A 19,413-nucleotide genomic window follows, 5' to 3' on the forward strand; every position below is an offset into this window, starting at 1 on the left:
TTTAAAAGGGAGTGGAAATGCAACAACTCACGCTTGTCCCGCGTCTGACGCCAGCCGTCAGGTCCGGAGAGAAAACCTCGACGATTCGCTGGCAGGAGGGCGATATCACCATGGGTCCGCTGAGACTGGTGAATCAGCACGATGAAACGGACGCGGTAATCGTGTGGGTGACGCAGGTCGACACGCTGCGCTTAAGCGAAGTCGCCGCGACGCTGGGGAAACAGGAGGAATGGCCTGATGAGGTGCTGCTGGAAGGGATGCGCGAGCACTATCCGGAGATCAGGCTGAGCAGTGAGGTGCAGCTAATCACTCACCTCACGCCCGCAGAAACCCTGCAGAAGCTCACTAAACAGTGATCAGCTGTGCTCAATCACCAGCAGCGCCATCGTATCGGCTTCCAGCGCCCGAAAGATATGCAGCTCATCGCCCGGATAGGTAATGTAATCCCCCACATCCAGCTCCACCGCACTGTCGACCGGACCCACCAGCGCACGCCCTTTAGCGATAATAATATGCTCAATGGTATTGGGGATATGGGGCTGGGAAATGCGTTCGCTGCCGGGCTGAACTTCCAGCAGATAGATATCACGCCGAACGCCGGGCGGGCAGGAGGCCAGCAAAACGGCCTGATAATCGGCAAGATCGGCGGTAACCGTCAGGCCCTCTCCACGCCGAATCACCTGCAGACGACGCGCATCCGGCTCCAGCAGACGTGAAAATGGAATGTTCAGTGTTACGCAAAGCGACCACAGGGTTTCAATGCCCGGATTGCCATTACCCGCTTCCAGCTGTGACAGCGTAGATTTAGCGATCCCTGCGCGGCGCGCCACTTCAGCCAGTGAAAGACCGGCTCGCTGGCGTTCACGTACTAAGGCATTGGCAATAATGCTGATAGGGGTATTCAAACGCACTCCTGATAACCTGAATGTTTTTTATATCGAACATAACGTTCATCTTGTAAAACGTTTTCGCAGTGTTCATTATATCGGATTATATGTTCATTATGAGACAGAGTGATGCTTTTTCCGCAAATGCAGTTGCTGGACAAAGGGGTGATCAAAGCGATTTTTCTGGTCTGCCTGGCTGATGGAATTGTTGGTTTATCCTATGGCTCGCTGGCGTCGGCCGACGGGTTTCCGCTCTGGGTGCCGCTGGCGCTCTCAACGCTGGTGCTGGCGGGGGCGTCGGAGTTCCTGTTTATCGGCATTGTGGCCGGTGGCGGCAGTCCATTTACCGCCGCCGCAGCGGGCCTGCTGGTAAACGCACGTCATTTGCCGTTTGGCATCGCGGTCAAGGATCTGGTGGGGCAGGGTCCGTCAGGCTGGCTGGGCTGTCACATCATGAACGATGAAAGTGTGGTGTTTGGGATCTCTCAGCCGCAACTGGCGCAGCGCCGCAGTGCTTACTGGCTGTGCGGTATCGGTATCGGCTTGATATGGCCGGTCAGCGTCATGATCGGGGCAGCAATCGGGCAGTTTATTCCTGATGTCTCGGTGATCGGACTGGATGCGGTGTTTCCGGCGATCCTGATTGCTCTGATCTTCCCGGCGCTGCGCCAGCGACGCACCCGGATCCCCGCGACCGTCGGCGCGCTGCTCTCCTTGCTGGCGACGCCACTGGTTCCGGCGGGCATGCCGGTGCTGTTTTCACTGCTGGGCCTGCTGACATGGAGATCGCGCAAATGACACATCAGGGAATGATTATCGCCGGGATTGCCCTGCTGGCTGCCGGAACCTATCTGATGCGGTTTGCAGGCGTCAGGCTGGGAAACCGTCTGCCGATCAGCGAGCGCACCCAGCAGATGCTCTCCGACGCCGCCACGATATTGCTGCTGGCGGTAGCGGCCACCACCACGCTGTTTGAAGGCCAGCATTTTGCCGGTGTGGCACGGGTGGCGGGCGTGGGCTTTGCCCTGTTGCTGGCGTGGCGTCGTGCGCCGCTGATTATGATTATTCTGGGGGCGGCGGCGATGACGGCGCTGTTGCGTTTTCTCGGCGTGCCCTGAGGATGTTATTAACCCCGGCAAAAGCGGGGATGTTATCGCAGTGAAAATTTGTCAGGATGGCACTCTCTCAGGCGTGATTAGCCCGATAACCTTGCAGGGATTGCTGAATGAACACTATCCGTACCTGTTTCCTCCTGATGCTGCTGACCATGATGACAGCCGGTTTAACCGCCGTTCCGGCTATTGCCCGACCCGATATGCGTCCGCTGGGCAAGAACATCGCCGACACAGGCTCCGCCTGGTATCGCTTCCAGAGTAAAAAGTTTGTCTCACAGGATGGGGAACGGCACTATCGGGTGTGGCTTGCTATCCCCAAAAGCGATGCGCCGCCAGGCGGCTATCCGGTGCTCTGGCTACTGGATGGCAATGCGGCGATGGCACATTTGACAGAACCTCTGCTTAAAAAGCTGAGCAGCGGCACGCCGCCAGTGCTGGTCGCGGTGGGTTACGACACCCATTTGCCCTTTGATGTGGTGGCGCGTAATTACGACTACACCCCACCCAATGATGCGCCTGATACTCTGGTCACTCAGCCTCATGGCCGCAAAGGCGGAGGCAGCCATCAGTTTCGTCAGCTGCTGCTGAACACAATTGTCCCGTGGGCAGAACGTCTTGCGCCCAGTAATCCGCAGCGGCGTGCGCTCTGGGGGCACTCCTACGGCGGACTGTTCGTGCTGGATACCTTCTTTCATGCCGCCTGGTTCAGCCATTACTTTTCGGCTGCTCCCTCGCTGAGCTGGAATCATCAGCGCATTCTTACCCTGGCCCGACGCGCCGACGCCGGACCGCTTAAACATCTGTCGCTCTATCTGATGGAGGGCGATGGCATCACCGAACGCCGAACCGGCCACTCTGACGATCTTCAGCAGGAAGAGCGTGCGCTTACCGACATCCTGCGCCCGAGCGGTGCCAGACTGATTCTGACGCGTTATCCCGGTCAGAGTCACGGCCAGATATTACCCTCATCGCTGGTGGATACGCTGGAAATAGTTTCCGGTAGCCGGGATTGATATCTGACCGGGCATCGCGGCATGATGGCGTTTCATCACCTGCCCGGAGTTCACGCATGAATCGTCCGCTACAGATTGGTCTTTTGCTGTTCCCTGATGTCACTCAGCTCGACTTAACCGGCCCGTGGGAGGTGTTTGCGCGCACGCCTGGTGTCGAATGCCATCTCATCTGGAAAGATCGCCAGCCGGTGCGTTCCGATCGCGGCCTGTCGATATTGCCGACCACTACGTTTGCAGATTGTCCGCCACTGGATGTGATCTGTGTGCCTGGCGGGCCGGGACAGATCGCCCTGATGTCGGATGACGTCACGCTGAATTTCCTTCGTCAGCAGGCCGAACAGGCGAAGTGGGTTACGTCGGTCTGTACCGGTTCGCTGGTGCTGGGGGCCGCCGGACTGCTAAAGGGATATCGTGCGACCTCGCACTGGAGTTCCATCGATCAGCTGGCACTGCTGGGCGCGGAGCCGGTCAGTGAGCGGGTGGTGCGCGACCGCAATCGTATCAGCGGCGCAGGCGTGACCTCTGGTATCGATTTTGCCCTGACGCTGGTGGCAGAAATTGCGGGTGACGCGGTGGCGAAATCGGTTCAGCTGCAGATGGAATATGATCCTGAACCGCCGTTTACCAGCGGTTCGCCGCATACCGCATCGCCACAGGAAGTGGAGCAGGCGCGGGCGAAAATGGCTGAGTTTCTTGCCACTCGTCGTGCGGCAACCGAACGAGCCGCCCTGCGACTACAGGCTGATTAGCTTACTGACGCCGGGGATGCGCAACAGCAGCAGTGACAGCGCCATTGAGAAGATTAACGTCAGGGCGATGACCAGCAGTTTATCGCCCAGCGTCTGGATGCGGATTGCCGCCGCCAGCAGGCCAAAAATCAGATAGTGCAGGATATAGACGCCGGTCATGGTCTTCCCCAGGGTCGTCAGAAACGGCGTCAGCCACTGGACTTTTTCCGGCAGGCGAATGGCGTTAATGCTGATCACAATCAGCACCACCAGCAGATAAACCTGCGAGCCCGTCAGCACCACATCGTTATGGGTCGCCAGAAAGCGCGCAAGAAAGTAATGACGCTCATACAGCCAGGTAAAGAGATAAACCGCGGGCAGCAGCAGCAGGCTGATCTTTATCACTCTGGGTGATGTCAGCAACTGCATCACGCGCGGCGCGGCCATCAGCCGACCCGTGAGGTAGTAGAGCACCCAGGTCCAGATTCGGTATTGCGGCAGCAGCGAAAAGGCCCGCTGGCCCGGGTAGAGGCTGGCGAGCAGGTCATAGGCAAAAGCTAACACCAGCAGCAGTAAAATCCCCGATGCCATCAGCCCAGGCCGCTGAATGAGTCGGTCAATCAGCGGATGCGACACATAAATCACAATCAGCGCAATTACAAACCACGGCTGAATCAGATAGCCCTTATGATGCATCCCGGCAAACCAGAAAAAGCTGAACCAGAAGATAAAAATCAGCAGAATGCGGCGAATTTTGCCGAGCTGCCACGCGGGTGTATGCAGCTCACCGGCATCAATATAACCGCTGAGCAGAAAATAGAGCGGCGTGGCGATTGTCGAAACAAAACTCAGCACGTTCAGCGTCAGATTAATGTCGTAATGGTAGCTATCGTAGCTCTGGTAAAGCGTGAAAAACGAGACGGCGGTGATACAGGCCAGCGTCTTCAGCATTGCCAGTCCGCTCTTATTCACCGCGCGCCTCCCGGCCATGGAAGCAACGATAGATGACCGGCAGCACCAGCAGGGTCAATACTGTCGCGAACCCGAGGCCAAAAATAATGACCACCGCCATGCTCTGGAAAAAGACGTCGCGCAGCAGCGGCAGCAGGCCAAGCACCGTGGTGAAGGCAGTGAGCAGAATAGGACGCAGACGTGAGGTCGCCGCATCAATAATCGCCAGCTGCAGCGATTTCTCCTGCCGGAACAGCCTGATCTCCTCAATCAGCACGATCCCGTTACGGATCAGCATACCCGACAGGCTCAGCAGCCCAATCAGCGCCATAAAGCCAAACGGAATACCGGTGAACAAAAAGCCACAGGTGACGCCAATCAGCGCCAGCGGCACGGTGATCCAGATAGCGACGGCGTCGCGCAGCGAGTTAAACATCAGCACGGTAATGATGAACATCGCCAGGAATCCCACCGGCAGCGAACTCAGCAGCCCGCTCTGCGCTTCACGTGAACTCTCCAGCTCACCTCCCCATTCAAGCCGGTAGCCCGCCGGGAGTTTAAGCTGGTTGATCTGTGGCTGAACCCGCGCCACCACTTGTGCGGAGGTTAACCCTGAAGCGGGATCGGGATCGGTCTGCACCGTCAGCACGCGCGTACGATCGCGACGCATAATCAGCGGATTCTCCCACTCCAGCCGGAAGTCAGAAATCACATTGCTCAGGGGCACAAAGTGCTGCAGGGCCGCACTCCACAGCTGAATATTCTCGATGTGATCGACACTCCGCCGCTCTTCATCAGCCGGATAGAGCATCACCGGCATCAGCCGCGAACCGTCACGGAAAATGCCCACCGCGTCACCGCTGAAATTCATTCTCAGCGCCTGATCGATGTCACGTTTATCGATACCCAGTTCCTGACCACGCAGCGCCGAATAGACCGGGCGGATCACTTTGCTGCGCTCCTGCCAGTCATTGCGAACCGGAAACGTTGAGCCATCCGCCAGGAAAATGGCATCCAGCTGGCTGCCGATGTGGCGCAGCACTTCGGGATCGGGGCCGATCACCCGCAGGGCAATGGCGCTGTCACTGGCGCTGCCAAACTGGATACGTTTGATGCGCTGATTCACCTGTGGGAAGTTCTGCTCAATATAGGCCTCGGTTTTCAGCGCCAGCGCATCAAGCTGTCGGCCATCCTTAACCCGCACCATAATCTGGGCGAAGTTGCTGTACTGCCGTGCCGCGTCATAGGTCAGGGTAAAGCGCAGAGCGCCCTGGCCCACCGTCGTGACCGTGGCTGCGACCTTAGGATCCTGATTAATGAACCGGGCAATATCCGCCGCCGTATTCGCGGTGTAATGAATATCGGTGCCATAGGGCAGCCAGAGATCGGTGAAAAAGACCGGCGTGCTGGAGGAGGGGAAAAAGTTCTGCTTCACGAGTGTAAAGCCATACAGCGACAGAGCCAGCAGTGCCACCATTACCGTCAGCGTGGTCAGGCGGAAACGCAGCAGGCCGCCCAGCGCCTGACGATAGAGCCGGAATACGATGCCCTGATAAGGCGTGGAGGGTTCGGTTTGCTCAGGCTGAGCCGTGCTGCGGCGCTTCTCACTCCAGTTGATAAACACCGGCGTTAAGGTCAGCGCCGTGACCCAGCTCAGCATCAGTGAAATCAGCAGCACCTGGAACAGCGATTTACAATATTCGCCGGTCGAATCCTGCGACAGGCCAATCGGCGCAAAGGCGAGAATCGCAATCACCGTGGCACCCAGCAGCGGCAGGGCAGTGCGCCGTACCATACGGGCAATGGCCTGCTGTAAAGGGTGACCGCGCTGGTGATCGATTTTGACCCCTTCGACCACCACAATGGCATTGTCCACCAGCATGCTGAGCGAAATAATCAGCGCGCCCAGCGACACCCGCTGCAGCTCAAGTTTAAACAGGTACATGATCAGGAGTGTGCCAAGCACGTTAAGCGCCAGCGAGGCGGCAATCACCATGCCGCTGCGCAGGCCCATAAACAGCAGCAGCGTTCCCACCACAATCGCCAGCGCCATCAGGAAGTTGAGGATAAAGCCATCAACCGACTGTTTCACCTCATGGGCCTGGTTATAGAACACCTTCAGGCTGATACCGGCGGGCGTATCCTGCTGGTAGTGCGCCATTCGGGCGGAAAGCGCGTCGCCAACATCAATCACATTGACGCCGGGCGCGAACGAAATGCCGATAGCCAGAGCCGCTTCACCGTCTGCAAAGTAGATATTGGCGGGATTGTCGGTAACGCCACGCGTCAGGGTGGCGATATCGCGCAGATGCACGTTCTGTGGGTTGCCAGCGGGCAGAATCGGCAGATTAGCCAGATCGTCCAGCGTCTGCAGTTCGCCGGTGGGATGAAAACGGATCGATTCGCTGTCGACCCGCAGCGTTCCGGCACTGGCAACACTGTTATTCCGGCTCAGCAGATCGGCGACGCGCTGCGGCGTCATACCATAGGCGGTCATTTTGCTGGCGGAGAGAGCGATGCGGATCTCCTCCTGCTCGACGCCCGCTACCGCAACTTTAGCCACACCCGGCACCAGCACCAGATCGCGCCGCAGCTGATCGGCATAGTTGCGCAGTTCGCTGTTGGTAAAGTCTTTACCGTGAATGACGAAGAAGTAGCCATAAACATCGCCGAAATCATCGTTAACCAGCGGGGCCTGAACGCCAGGCGGGAACTGCCGGGCCGCATCGCCGACCCGACGACGTAACTCATCCCAGATTTGCGGCAGCTGATCGGCCAGATAGCGGGTATGAATATTAACGGTAATCTGCGACAGGCCATTGCCAGAAATGGACGTGACATTGTCCAGCGACGGCAGGCGCTGCAGCGCATTCTCCAGCGGCAGCGTTACCTCCTCTTCAACCTGCTGTGCGGACGCGCCGGGATAGTGGGTGACAATAACCGCCGACTTAATGGTAAACAGCGGATCTTCGAGGCGGCCAATGTTGAGCAGCGCATAGATTCCGCCCACGCCCAGCAGCAGAATGACCATCCAGATACGAATGGGTTTATCAAGAAAATGCTCCTGAATACGCATTATAACCCCCGCTCGCGCTGCCAGATGCGCACCGCTTCACCGTCACGCAACTCACCCACACCGGCGGCAACGATACGGTCGCCCGGCTTCAGCCCGCTGATGATTTCAATGCCCTGGGCGGTGAGACGACCCACTTCGACAGGTCGATCTTTGATGCGCAGCGCCTCGCCATCCTGCTCAACCAGCCAGACGTGCGGCTGATTGGTGGGGCTGCGATCGGGATTGAACACCGCCGCCGCAGGCACGACCAGACGCGGCTGGGCAGGGGCATTCGGCAGGTTATGCAGCCTGACGCGCACCGATCCGCTGAGGCCGGCAACGCCAGGGAGATCAGCCGGACGCGGCATGGTCAGCACCACCTGATAGGTCAGCGTGGCGGCATCCGTCTGGCTGGTATGCTCTTTGTATTGTGCGGTGAAAAAGCGGCCTGACAGGGCGTTAAACTGCACCTCAGGCTGATAGTCAATATTCTGGATATCGAGGCTGGTGAAGAGGGTTTCGGGCAGCGTAAAGATGACGTCGAGCAGATCGGCACGGGTCAGCAGCGCAATGGGCTGTCCGGCGGCCACGACCTGATGATTACGCGCCTGTACCCTTGCAATCACGCCATCAAACGGCGCGCGAAGGCTAAGAAACTGTAACTCCTCCTGTGCGATTTTCAGCGCAGTCGCGGCGGCATCGCGATTAGCACGCTGCACATCCATTTCAGACTTTGAAACGGCGCTGCGCTGGGCCAGCGTATTGAAACGCTGAAATTGTCGCTCCGCCAGCTGCAGTGCAGTCTGGCGGTCGCGTACCCGTAGTTTCGCATCTGCATCATTCAGGGTAGCGAGAAGCTGTCCCGCTTTCACGGGCGTTCCGTCACGAATATCAAGCTGTACCAGCTGGCCTGCCCGTTTAAACGCAAGATCGGTATTATCACCCGCCTGAATACGCGCAGGAAATACCCGGATATTTTGAGCGATGTCCGACTCAAGGGTGAAAACTTTAATTACGCGGGGCGGGGGAGCATCCGGTTCTTTTTTTTCATCGCACGCTGTCATAAAAAAACAACAGAGCAAAATGAGGATAACCTTGCGTTTAATCATTTTCTTCGCCTTAACATCAGCTTTTAAACTGCGGTTTGATAAGCATTAAGGCGTAATAAACCCTGATGCTTATCGCGACCGGGATAAACTTATTTTTAATCTTCGTCATATAAGTTTAACGAAGCGGCAGGGCCGCTTCGCCTGAATCGGCTTACGCCGCCATCTGAGAGACCACCAGCCAGGTCAGTAAGCCCACCAGAGTCGTTGCGGCGACCGCGAGAATAACGAAACCGCAAAGCATGATAATGCTCTGTTTTTTCATCAGAGTTTCCTTTTGCGAGCCAGAGTATAAACCGATGCACACTGCATCAGCATACTTAAACCTTAGCTAAACAAAAACAACGTTGTCATTCTCATAATATAGGTTAGATTTAATTTAGCCATTTTATGTTATTCGTCAGACGTTTCTTACGTAAATATGATATCGGTCATTACCTGCAGGAGGGGCTGCCTGCAAAATGCATGTCTTTTAATTGCGCCTTTATTTCATCGCTAAATGGCACGAGGTTTATATATGCTAAATAATGATAAGCAGGATAAAGCGTTAGCTTTATCTGAGCGCCCCTGGTATCAGCGTAGTGTGGCAGAGATATTCTCCGAACTGCAGAGCTCATCAGCAGGATTATCCACCGCCACTGCGCAGGAACGCCTGCAGAAACACGGTCCCAATGCCCTTCCGCAAAAAGCTGAGAAATCGGCTCTGCTCAAATTCATCGCGCATTTTAAAGATGTGCTGATCTATATTCTGCTGGCCGCGGCGGTGATCACCGCGATCATGGGTCACTGGGTCGATACCTTTGTCATTATCGGCGTGGCCGTCATTAACGCCCTGATCGGCTTTATTCAGGAGAATAATGCCGAGAAGTCACTGAAAAGTATTCAGAACATGCTTGCCAGTGAAGCGATGTTGGTGCGGGATGGCAAACAGGTCACGGTCGCGACGCGCGATATTGTGGTCGGTGATGTGGTGATGTTACGCCCCGGCGATAAAATCCCGGCTGATCTGCGACTGTTTGAGGTCAATAATCTTCGGGTTGAAGAGGCGATTCTCACCGGGGAGTCGACGGTGGTGTCGAAGAACACCGATACGCTGAGCGGTGAAAAATCGCTGGGCGACCGTCTGAACCTGGCTTTTTCAGGCACTACCGTCAGTTCCGGCACCGCCGCAGGCGTGGTGATCGCCAGCGGCGGTGATACTGAGCTGGGCCATATCAACGAAATGATCAGCGGCATAAAAGAGGTTAAAACCCCGCTGCTGGTGCAGATCGACAAACTCGGTAAAGCGATCTTTTTCATCATCCTGCTGATGATGGTCGCCCTGTTTATCTTCGGCTATCTGCTGCGTGACATTCCACTGGGCGAGTTGTCGCTGTCCGTCATCAGCCTGGCGGTTGCTGCGGTTCCGGAAGGTCTGCCTGCCATTATCTCTATCATCCTGTCGCTTGGCGTGCAGTCGATGGCGCGGACCCAGGCGATTATCCGTAAGCTGCCGACTGTTGAAACCCTGGGCGCGATGTCGGTGATCTGCTCCGATAAAACCGGCACGCTCACCATGAATGAGATGACGGTGAAAGCGGTGGTGCTGGCGAAGAGCCGCTGGCGCGTCAGCGGAAACAGCTATGAACCCAAAGGGGAGATTGTTGCTGAGCAGGGCGACGCAAGTGGACTCTCTGCGGCACAGGATCCGCTGTTTCAGCAGTTCCTGCATGCGGTAGACACCTGTAATGAAAGCCAGCTGCGTCAGGAAAGTCAGGGACACTGGACGATTGTTGGCGGCCCGACTGAAGGCGCGCTGAAGGTGCTGGCGGCGAAGGGTCAGACGACACCTCAGCCAGTTGAGGTGGTGAGCAAGCTGCCGTTCGATTCCCTCTATAAATATATGTCGGTCAGCTGTGTTGCCAACGGCGAATCTTATGTGCTGCTGACCGGTGCGCCAGACGTGCTGCTGACGCTATGTCAGCAGCAGCAAACACCGGAGGGTGCAGAGCCGATAGACCGTGCGTACTGGGATGCCGCCATCACCACCTACGCCAGCGAAGGGCTGCGCACCGTTGCCGCCGCCTGGAAGAGAACCTCTGCACCCGTTACCGCGCTGGATCATGCCGATCTGAGAAGTGACATGGTGCTGCTGGGTCTGGCCTGCATGATGGATCCCCCCCGTCCCGAGGCGATTGCCGCCATTGACGAGTGCCAGAAAGCGGGCATTCGCGTCAAAATGATCACCGGCGACCATCAGGAAACCGCTATGGCGATTGGTCAGATGCTGGGAATCGGCAACAGCCAGGCTGCTATCACTGGCTACCAGCTTGAACACATGAGTGACGCCGAACTGGCGGACGCGGCAAAAACCTATGACATTTTTGCCCGCACCAGCCCGGAACACAAACTGCGTCTGGTGAAAGCGCTGGAAGCGAGCGGCGAGATCGTCGGCATGACCGGCGACGGCGTCAATGATGCTCCGGCGCTGAAACAGGCCAACGTCGGTATTGCGATGGGTATCAAAGGCACCGAGGTGACAAAAGAGGCGGCCGATATGATTCTGGCCGACGATAACTTTGCCACCATCGCTGCGGCAGTCAAAGAGGGACGTCGGGTTTACGACAACCTCAAGAAAACCATCCTGTTTATTATGCCCACCAACCTGGCACAGGGTCTGCTGATTATTATCGCGATTCTGATGGGCAATCTGCTGCCGTTAACCCCGGTACAGATTCTGTGGATGAACATGGCAACATCCGCCACGCTGTCGTTTGGTCTGGCGTTCGAGCCTGCTGAAGCGAATGCGATGCGCCGGCCACCGCGCAATGTCAAAGCGCACGTGATGGACGCTTACGCTATCTGGCGCGTGGTGTTTGTCGGTCTGCTGATTTCAATCAGTGCCTTTGTGCTGGAAGCATGGCTGCAACCGCGTGGCTACAGTGCCGAGTTTATCCGTACCGTGCTGCTGCAGATGCTGGTGACTGCGCAGTGGGCCTACATGCTTAACTGCCGTAACTCTGATGGCTTCTCACTGGATCGCGGTCTGCTGAAAAATCGCGGTATCTGGCTGGTGACGCTGGTACTGATTGTCCTTCAGGCGATCATTATTTATGTGCCATTAATGAACACGCTGTTTGGTACCCGTCCACTGCCGATCAACTACTGGCTGATTTCGCTGATTGTCAGTATCGCGATCTTCATCATAGTTGAGATTGAAAAACGCCTCACCCGCGCATGGCGGGTGAAGACGCCATCACTGAGTTAATTCTGCCTCCGGGTCCTGCTGCGGATAGCTCGCCAGCAGGACCTTTTTAATCAGATAGGTTAGTGGAATAGCCAGTATCCCGCCCGTAATCCCCAGTAACGCCTGCCAGAACAGAAACGCCAGCAACTGCGTGGTCAGCGCCAGATTGAGTCGCTTCCCAATCAGCAATGGTTCGATCACCGAACTCAGGCAGAGGTTCAGCACCACAAAGAAACCTGCTACCGCCAGCGCGATCTGTAAATCAAACATGATGTAACTCTGGATCACCGGCGGAATCGCGGCCAGAAAGGAGCCAAGCACCGGCACGTAATTAAAGATGAACATCAGCACGCCCCAGAAAAAGGCAAACTTCAGCCCGATCAGATGCGCACCGACGCCCACGATTAACCCGCCCAGAATACTGGTCAGCGTTTTCACTCTGGCATACACAATCACGCTCTGAATTCCCTCCTGCAGCGCCAGATAAAAGGCCTGATGTTTTCCCTTTACCCGCTGTTGCATTGCAGCTTTCAGCAGCGGCATCTCATAGAGCATAAACAGCAGCATCAGGAACACCATGATCCACCATGAGATGACGCCAGGGATTTGCGTCAGAAATGCAGTGACGATGCGCACTATTGCCCCTGCATCCACAAAGGTCAGCAACTGGTCGGGCGTCATACCGATATCAAGCCGTGCAAAGGCCAGCGTCAGCTGTTCAAGCCGGGCCGCCAGCAGCACGGGCGCCTGGCGGCTGAGCTGCATTAAATCGGGCGTCAGCACGGTTAACTTGAGGATAGTGACCACCATGATCAACAGCATCAGCATAATCACCAGCAGTGACGAGACGATGCGCGGTATGCGTTTGTTTTCCAGCCGGGTAATCAGGGGATCAAGCATGATGGCCAGTAACATTGCCAGCAGTACCTGGTTGATCAGCGGTGCTGCCAGATAAAGGCCGGTCAGAATAATGGTCAGACAGGTGAGGATAAACAGCACGCGTGCCATTGGCGGCCAGAGGGTAAACCAGCTCAGTCCCATGATTGGGCTCCTTCAGCAAAGATAAGCTGCAGTATAGATGAGGCTTAAGCTTCAGTGCTTTGCGTCAGGTCAGAGGGGGAAAGGCTTCTCGCAGGGCTTAAGAGACGATCATTGGTGGCTTCCGGCCCTTGTTCAACGCACGAATGCGCGACCAAAAGCTATCCGGATAGTTTATTTACGATCCGGTTTCAGCCGACGATCAAACCGGAACGGAATGGCCTCAGCCTGTTGAACTATCCGGAAGAACTCGGGATATTCAGGATTTAACAGATAGTTATATTCTACAGGGGAGAGGGCACTGGGAACACGCAACGCAACAGCATCGCAGGCAGAGCACCAGGCGTCTCCATAGTCAGCCAGTTCTGCCGGTGCGTCTTCATCAGCCCAGTTTGCAGGCAACTCAGTGATATCAGCGGTCTGAATCAACGCATCGGGAACATCGATGCGCAGAAGTGTGAATGCGTCCAGGATGTGTGCTGAGTGCAGATGGACCAGTGTTTCCAGCAAAGTCAGTGATGCTGTTTCAGAAACATAAACCATGGAGATGCCGATGCTGTTCCAGCGGCCGCCCGCCTCTTTTGCGCCAAATCCCGTCCAGGCTGTTGAAAGATACTTTGTCTTGGTCAGCCTGTAGAAAATCAAGAATAAACTCCGTGCTCCAGGCGCGTGATTAATTTCATGACCTCGTAAGCCCCGGTTTCAGACGCCATCAGTTCTGCGGGCATTTTCCAGCTCAGCGCCCTGTTAGGCTCATTCAACCATTTTAGCGCTTCATCCTTATCACCTTCGAACAGTTCAACTGCGCGATCAATGACACGGATAATACGTACCAGTCGTTCACTTTGTTCAGCGCTGAATTTCGCTTTCACGCTTCGGCTGAACGTCGTGGAGGGAATACCGGACATTTTTCGCAGGTCGTTTTGCGTAATCTTCGCCCAGTTGACGATCAGGTGAGCTACGTTGCCATCAAGGCCTTCATTAATCTGGCCCAGCAGGGCGACACCATCAGCGTTGTTCAGGCCTGCGGCCTGCCATAAGCGTGGCGGCCTGGTTTTATTCGCAGAAAAGCTGAAAGTTTTCATCTGTCACCTCCAATTGGTTATTTAACTATAACCATTTGGTGGGAGGGGCGCAAATTTCAGGATCTGATAAATCAGGAAAACTGGTCACTCTGAACCTTTCAGGGTCATGCGTCAGATCAAGTCGCGACTCACACATATTCATGAGTTTCATTCATATCGCGTATTGATATGAATAATGTGCAGATTGTCGATCTCATGAGCCAGTTTCTTAAAGAGCGAAATCTGCAATAGCGGTCAGACAAAGATCAGGATTAATCATCATTGATGAATAAAAGTAATAAGCCCTAGCTAATTACCCTACTTAATCCAGTTAATCACTTTACGTTATGCTTTTCACACACAACGGCTGAAGGATAACGCCATGCCAACTGTAAAACTCAAAAATGGTAGAGAACATCAATATCCTCGTTTTTGAACGCAGTTCTGAGGATATGTTGCAAATTGCGGCGCTTGATTCCGCAACCAGCGCATTCTTCTCTCATCCCTATCCGGCGATGGTGGAGTGGCTGACTGGCCGCAAACCTGACGTTTAAAACGCAACAGAAGAGGCTTTCAATAATGCAAAAACGCTATCTCGGAAAATCAGGGCTTGAAGTGTCAGCACTGGGTTTGGGCTGTATGGGCCTGAGTCATGGCTATGGTCCGGCGACCGACACTCGTCAGGCTGTTGAGCTGATTCGCGCAGCCGTTGAACGTGGGGTGACATTTTTCGACACAGCCGAAGTTTATGGCCCGTATCTTAATGAAGACGTGGTGGGTGAAGCGTTACAACCCTTACGCGACCGGGTGGTTATCGCTACCAAATTTGGTTTTACCTTTGGTGAGGACAATAAACAGCAGATTTTAAACAGCCGCCCGGAACATATTCGTAAAGCTGTTGAAGGCTCGTTGCGTCGTCTGAAAACCGATGTGATTGATTTGCTGTATCAGCACCGCATCGATCCGGAAGTCCCTATCGAAGATGTTGCGGGAACCGTGAAAGACCTGATTTCAGAAGGTAAGGTCAAACATTTCGGCCTTTCTGAAGCGGGTGCACAAACCATTCGTCGTGCACATGCCGTACAACCTGTTACTGCACTGCAAAGCGAATACTCAATGTGGTGGCGCGAGCCTGAGCAGGAGATCCTGCCATTGCTGGAGGAGTTGGGGATTGGTTTTGTGCCATTCAGTCCATTAGGCAAAGGATTTCTGACGGGCGCGATTAAGTCAGGAACGACGTTTGGCAGTGACGATTTCCGTAGTAAGGTGCCGCGTTTTGCCGCTGAAGCAATTGAAGCCAACGAAAAGCTGGTCACATTACTGGGTGAACTGGCTGCCGGAAAAGGGGTTACGTCTGCACAAATAGCACTGGCATGGTTGCTGGCACAAAAACCGTGGATTGTTCCCATCCCCGGCACTACTAAACTGCACCGGCTGGATGAAAACCTGGGTGCTGCCGACATCACTCTTTCACAGGACGACGTGCGGCAGATAGAAGAGGCGCTTGAAACGATAGAAATCGTCGGCGAGCGTTACTCCCCTGAGCATCAGGCTCGTGTGGGCCGTTAAGATTCAGGCGGGTCTGCATCGAATTGCAGACCCGCTATTCCGGGTGCCGAAGCGCATCTATCATCAGCACAAAAGCGGGCGGATGCTGTTTACGGCTCGGATAACAGAGATAATAACCGGGAAATGCAGGGCACCAATCCTGCAGAATCTGAATTAGCTTTCCGGATTTTACATGCTCCCTGATCGTATCTTCAGGAACACAGGCAATACCAAAACCCGATAATACGGCATCGATTCTTTCTGACAGAAAATTAAACGTGACCTGTCCTTCAACTCTGACACGTAACGATTTTCCTTCCTTCTCAAACTTCCAATGATAAAAGTTTTAATTTCGGCCATACGAGAGTTTGAGCTGCATGCTCCCCTGCGGATAAGCGGATATTGCCAGAGGGCGTTCCATTAAGTTGAACCAGAGAGGCCAGCTCCTGCTCAAGATCGGCAATACGTGGCTCAGATGGGCCTGATTAGATAACGCGAGATTAAAACGGCGTGCCTGACGTGCCGAACATGTCTGGGCCTATGCCTTTCACACGCCGTCGATATGGAGTTTTATCTGAGAAGGTCATGGTGAGGGGCGAGTTCCATTTCCAGGCGAGCCCCAGGCATAAGAAAGCCTTTATCTGGCGGACAAATCAGTCTATCTTTAAGGAAATGATCATTCTCTAATGGTGTTTGCGATGAACGATAACCGTTATAAAGAGCGGGGACGACCGCGGGCGTTTGATACCGATGCGGCACTGGACAGCGCAATGCTGGTATTCCGGCAAAAGGGCTATCACGCCACCTCGATCGGCGATTTGGGCCAGGCTATGCAGCTCACTACCGGCAGCATCTATAAAGCTTTTACCGACAAGCGCACGCTGTTTGCAAACGTCTTCGCTCGCTATCTCTCAATGCGCAACAGCAGTTTAGCCGCGCGGCTGGCGCAATGTGAAAATGGCCGTGAGCAACTGGCGGCGCTACTCAATTTTTATGTGGATTCAGTGCGCGATGTAGAAGGTGAGCGCGGCTGTCTGGTGGCTGTCAGCGCCGTGGAGCTGCAAACTCTGGATGAGGAACTTGCCGGAGCCGTCAGCGCGGCGCTGATACGCAACCAGCAGAATCTGCAGCAGATAATCAGCCTGGGTCAGCAGGATGGTTCGGTCAATCCTGTACTGGACAGAGACGCCACCGCTTCGTTAATGCTATGCATTGTTCTGGGGATGCGGGTCGCCGGTAAAGTTGCTGCTACCCGGCCCGATGCCAGCATCATCCCCCAGGCGCTGAAGTTACTCGACTAAATTTTTTACACATTAAGGAAGCGATCGTTTCCTTATTATCCGGAGGTTTTATGCACGAATATCCACTCTACCAGCACCACTTTATTCACATTGACTCGCAGCGGCTGCACTACCTCAGCGCAGGCAGTGAACACGCTGAGGCAGTGGTTTTGCTCGCGGGTTTCCCGCAAAGCAGTTATGCCTGGCGGGAGGTAATTCCCTTGCTTGCCAGCCGCTTTCAGGTGATCGCACCCGACCTGCCAGGGCAGGGTGATTCTGACTTTCCAGCCAGTGGTTACGACACTGACAGCGTGGCAGAGCGCATACTGGCGCTGCTGAACCAGCTGGGTATCGAACGCTTTCATCTGGCCGGGCATGATATCGGGGCGTGGGTCGCCTGGTCACTGGCGGCAGGCCATCCCGAAAAGGTTAGCCGTCTCGCGCTGCTGGATGGCGGCATTCCCGGCATCACACTGCCTGACTTACTGCCAATGGTGGGTGATAGCGCCTGGAAAACCTGGCATTTTGGATTTCACTGTGTGGATGATTTACCGGAAGCGCTGATCACTGGCAGAGAGGCGATCTACCTCGACTGGTTTTTTAACCGTAAGTCAGCCAATCCACATCGCATAGATGCGGCGGCCCGTCATGAATATCTGCGCGTTTTTCAGCAGCCAGGGGCCTTGCGGGCCGGACTGGCTTTTTACCGCGCTTTCGCAAAGTCGGCAGAGCAGAATCGACAGCGCGCGTTAAAAGGCAAACTGGCTTTACCGCTGCTGGCTGTCAGTGCCGACCAGGGATCGATACCCGATATGGCCACCCCGCTGCGCACCGTAGCGCATCAGGTTAGCAGTGAAACTGTTCTCAACTGCGGCCATTTTATTCCCGACGAACAACCCGAGAAATTAGCGGAAATACTGGCAGACTTCTTTATTCCCTCTCCGGATAAAAGCGAAATATCACCTCAGTGACAGTAGGGAAAGTAATGTCGTGTGGCGGATTATTAATATTATTGCTGATCTGCTGTTATCTCATACAGGTTTCCAATAAATAACACTATCTTATTGATTTTTAAGTATGTAGAGCAGGCTGTTGCGCGTTGCTTTCTGTCGCGTGCTGTGAATAAATAAACGGTCATCAACGTCCGCCATCAGGATGAGATTAAAATAGCGGTCGGCAGCAGAGTGCCGATCGCATATTGCCGGGGCTGCTATGAATCAGGAAAAAGCACGACTGGCCGGGGAAATAAAAGCCAGAGTTAATGAACTTGAATCGCAGTTAGTGGCGATTCGACGTGATATCCATGCGCATCCGGAATTAGGCTTTGATACGCTGCGCACCGCCAGTCTGGTCACAGACTATCTGCAGGCGCTGGGACTTAATCCCCGCACCGGCGTTGGCCGCAGCGGTGTTGTGGTGGATATCGACGGCGCAGAGCCGGGTAAGACGCTGCTGTTGCGCGCCGACATGGACGCGTTGCCGATACATGAGCAGACCGGTTTACCGTTTGCCAGCCGCTATCCCGGAAAAATGCACGCCTGTGGGCATGATATTCACACCGCAACGATGCTGGGTGTCGCAACGATCCTGCCGCACTATCGTCAGCAGCTCAAAGGCCGGGTCCGGCTGATATTCCAGCCAGCGGAAGAGACGCCAGAAAGTGGCGCTGAGGCGATGATTGCGGACGGCGCGGCAGATGGCATCGACTGGGCCGTGACCCTGCATAACAAGCCTGAACTGGCTGCGGGAGAAGTCGCCCTGACGCGCGGGGCCAGTACCGCCTCCAGCGATGAATTCGACGTTACGGTGCATGGCGTATCGACCCACGCGGCACGTCCGCACATGGGCACCGATCCGATCATCGCGACCGTGCATCTCATCAGCCAGCTACAGACCCTCATCTCGCGTGAACGCGATCCCGCTCACTCCGCCGTATTAACCATCGGGCACATTCAGGGTGGTACCACCCACAATATCATTCCCGATAGCTGCCTGTTTCAGGGCACCATCCGTACTAAGTCGCCGGAAGTACGCGCTGCTATGGAAACCTCGTTTAAACGGATGTGCGAAGGGGTGGCGCTGGCGCAAAACGTGCGGGTGGAGGTTAACTTCCAGCGTGGCGTGCCGCCTCTTATGAATGACGATCGTCTGATCGATTCACTGGAACAGATTCTGTCGCATCAGTTTGATAAGCCCATCATCGCGCAGCCCAGCGCCAGCTTTGGTGCCGAAGATTTTTCACTGTTCACGGAACGGGTACCGGGCTGCCAGATTCATATTGGATCGGCCACGCCGGGCCGTGACGATCACCTGCATAACTCCGACTATCAGCCGGACGAACGCAGCATTACCGCCGGGACGCAGGCGCTGACCCGCCTTGCAATTGATTTACTCTCTTAATA

At 55.1% G+C, this 19,413-nt stretch carries 17 protein-coding genes and 2 pseudogenes; 11 read left to right on the top strand and 8 right to left on the bottom strand.

The genetic code is table 11. The features are described 5' to 3' along the window. Positions 1 to 17 precede the first annotated feature (17 nt). Positions 18 to 356, top strand: a complete 339-nt coding sequence (locus tag NR201_RS06955) for an ASCH domain-containing protein (RefSeq protein ID WP_256849560.1) — start codon at positions 18 to 20, stop codon at positions 354 to 356. Here the strand turns inward: NR201_RS06955 and NR201_RS06960 are convergent, their stop codons facing one another. Next, positions 357 to 905, bottom strand: coding sequence for a helix-turn-helix domain-containing protein (locus tag NR201_RS06960; protein WP_010246810.1), 549 nt, complete (start codon positions 903 to 905; stop codon positions 357 to 359). 111 nt (positions 906 to 1,016) lie between these two features. Between NR201_RS06960 and NR201_RS06965 the strand changes: the two genes are divergently transcribed. The 4 genes from NR201_RS06965 to NR201_RS06980 all read left to right on the top strand — a co-directional run bounded on the left by NR201_RS06965 (position 1,017) and on the right by NR201_RS06980 (position 3,764). Further along, complete coding sequence (locus NR201_RS06965; protein ID WP_010246808.1) at positions 1,017 to 1,685, top strand: AzlC family ABC transporter permease; 669 nt, start codon at positions 1,017 to 1,019, stop codon at positions 1,683 to 1,685. After that, entirely contained in the window at positions 1,682 to 2,005 is a 324-nt protein-coding gene (locus tag NR201_RS06970; RefSeq protein WP_010246806.1) for an AzlD domain-containing protein, read from the top strand. The genes NR201_RS06965 and NR201_RS06970 overlap by 4 nt, the downstream gene beginning before the upstream one ends. A 107-nt stretch (positions 2,006 to 2,112) precedes the next feature. Continuing rightward, positions 2,113 to 3,015: an alpha/beta hydrolase gene (locus NR201_RS06975; protein ID WP_010670596.1), complete on the top strand. Its 903-nt coding sequence runs from the start codon at positions 2,113 to 2,115 to the stop codon at positions 3,013 to 3,015. Positions 3,016 to 3,071: 56 nt separating this feature from the next. Further along, a complete protein-coding gene (locus NR201_RS06980; protein WP_187491787.1) occupies positions 3,072 to 3,764 on the top strand; it encodes a DJ-1/PfpI family protein in 693 nt (230 codons plus the stop codon). Here NR201_RS06980 and NR201_RS06985 read toward each other — a convergent pair. From NR201_RS06985 to NR201_RS06995, 3 genes are read right to left on the bottom strand one after another with little or no spacing between them, the layout of a single operon-like run. After that, on the bottom strand, positions 3,750 to 4,715 hold the full coding sequence (locus NR201_RS06985) for an acyltransferase family protein (protein ID WP_010670598.1): 966 nt from the start codon (positions 4,713 to 4,715) through the stop codon (positions 3,750 to 3,752). The genes NR201_RS06980 and NR201_RS06985 overlap by 15 nt on opposite strands. Continuing rightward, positions 4,708 to 7,770 (bottom strand): efflux RND transporter permease subunit, encoded by a 3,063-nt coding sequence (locus tag NR201_RS06990; RefSeq protein WP_256849561.1) that lies wholly within the window; start codon positions 7,768 to 7,770, stop codon positions 4,708 to 4,710. The genes NR201_RS06985 and NR201_RS06990 overlap by 8 nt, the downstream gene beginning before the upstream one ends. Then, positions 7,770 to 8,858 carry an efflux RND transporter periplasmic adaptor subunit gene (locus NR201_RS06995; protein WP_256849562.1) on the bottom strand — a complete coding sequence of 363 codons (1,089 nt, stop codon included), beginning with the start codon at positions 8,856 to 8,858 and terminating at the stop codon, positions 7,770 to 7,772. Before NR201_RS06995 ends, NR201_RS06990 begins: the two co-directional genes overlap by 1 nt. A 514-nt stretch (positions 8,859 to 9,372) precedes the next feature. Here NR201_RS06995 and NR201_RS07000 point away from each other — a divergent pair. Next, positions 9,373 to 12,102, top strand: coding sequence for a cation-transporting P-type ATPase (locus tag NR201_RS07000; RefSeq protein WP_010670601.1), 2,730 nt, complete (start codon positions 9,373 to 9,375; stop codon positions 12,100 to 12,102). Here the strand turns inward: NR201_RS07000 and NR201_RS07005 are convergent. From NR201_RS07005 to NR201_RS07015, 3 genes are all read right to left on the bottom strand, one after another. Beyond that, positions 12,091 to 13,122, bottom strand: a complete 1,032-nt coding sequence (locus NR201_RS07005; protein WP_256849563.1) for an AI-2E family transporter — start codon at positions 13,120 to 13,122, stop codon at positions 12,091 to 12,093. The genes NR201_RS07000 and NR201_RS07005 overlap by 12 nt on opposite strands. Before the next feature lie 171 nt (positions 13,123 to 13,293). After that, entirely contained in the window at positions 13,294 to 13,764 is a 471-nt protein-coding gene (locus NR201_RS07010; RefSeq protein ID WP_256849564.1) for an RES family NAD+ phosphorylase, read from the bottom strand. Further along, the gene (locus NR201_RS07015) at positions 13,761 to 14,204 is read right to left on the bottom strand and encodes an antitoxin Xre/MbcA/ParS toxin-binding domain-containing protein (protein WP_022624589.1); all 444 of its coding nucleotides are present in this window, start codon (positions 14,202 to 14,204) and stop codon (positions 13,761 to 13,763) included. The genes NR201_RS07010 and NR201_RS07015 overlap by 4 nt, the downstream gene beginning before the upstream one ends. Positions 14,205 to 14,584: 380 nt before the next feature. Here NR201_RS07015 and NR201_RS07020 point away from each other — a divergent pair. Together NR201_RS07020 and NR201_RS07025 are read left to right on the top strand one after the other, a co-directional pair. Further along, positions 14,585 to 14,737: pseudogene (locus tag NR201_RS07020) on the top strand (aldo/keto reductase); the annotation flags it as partial. A 25-nt stretch (positions 14,738 to 14,762) separates the two neighbouring features. Then, entirely contained in the window at positions 14,763 to 15,752 is a 990-nt protein-coding gene (locus tag NR201_RS07025) for an aldo/keto reductase (protein ID WP_256849565.1), read from the top strand. Between the two features lie 34 nt (positions 15,753 to 15,786). Here the strand turns inward: NR201_RS07025 and NR201_RS07030 are convergent. After that, positions 15,787 to 16,204: pseudogene (locus NR201_RS07030) on the bottom strand (LysR substrate-binding domain-containing protein); the annotation flags it as partial. 213 nt (positions 16,205 to 16,417) lie between these two features. On the opposite strand from NR201_RS07030, the gene NR201_RS07035 reads away from it, so the two are divergent. From NR201_RS07035 to NR201_RS07045, 3 genes are all read left to right on the top strand, one after another. Then, the gene (locus NR201_RS07035; RefSeq protein ID WP_256849566.1) at positions 16,418 to 17,032 is read left to right on the top strand and encodes a TetR/AcrR family transcriptional regulator; all 615 of its coding nucleotides are present in this window, start codon (positions 16,418 to 16,420) and stop codon (positions 17,030 to 17,032) included. A gap of 50 nt (positions 17,033 to 17,082) precedes the next feature. After that, complete coding sequence (locus NR201_RS07040; protein ID WP_228312738.1) at positions 17,083 to 17,982, top strand: alpha/beta fold hydrolase; 900 nt, start codon at positions 17,083 to 17,085, stop codon at positions 17,980 to 17,982. A 241-nt stretch (positions 17,983 to 18,223) separates the two neighbouring features. After that, positions 18,224 to 19,411, top strand: coding sequence for a M20 family metallopeptidase (locus tag NR201_RS07045; RefSeq protein ID WP_033760875.1), 1,188 nt, complete (start codon positions 18,224 to 18,226; stop codon positions 19,409 to 19,411). Positions 19,412 to 19,413: the final 2 nt, after the last annotated feature.

The organism is Pantoea sp. Fr-CA_6 (genome assembly GCF_024520895.1).
GTDB classification, from domain to species: domain Bacteria; phylum Pseudomonadota; class Gammaproteobacteria; order Enterobacterales; family Enterobacteriaceae; genus Pantoea; species Pantoea agglomerans.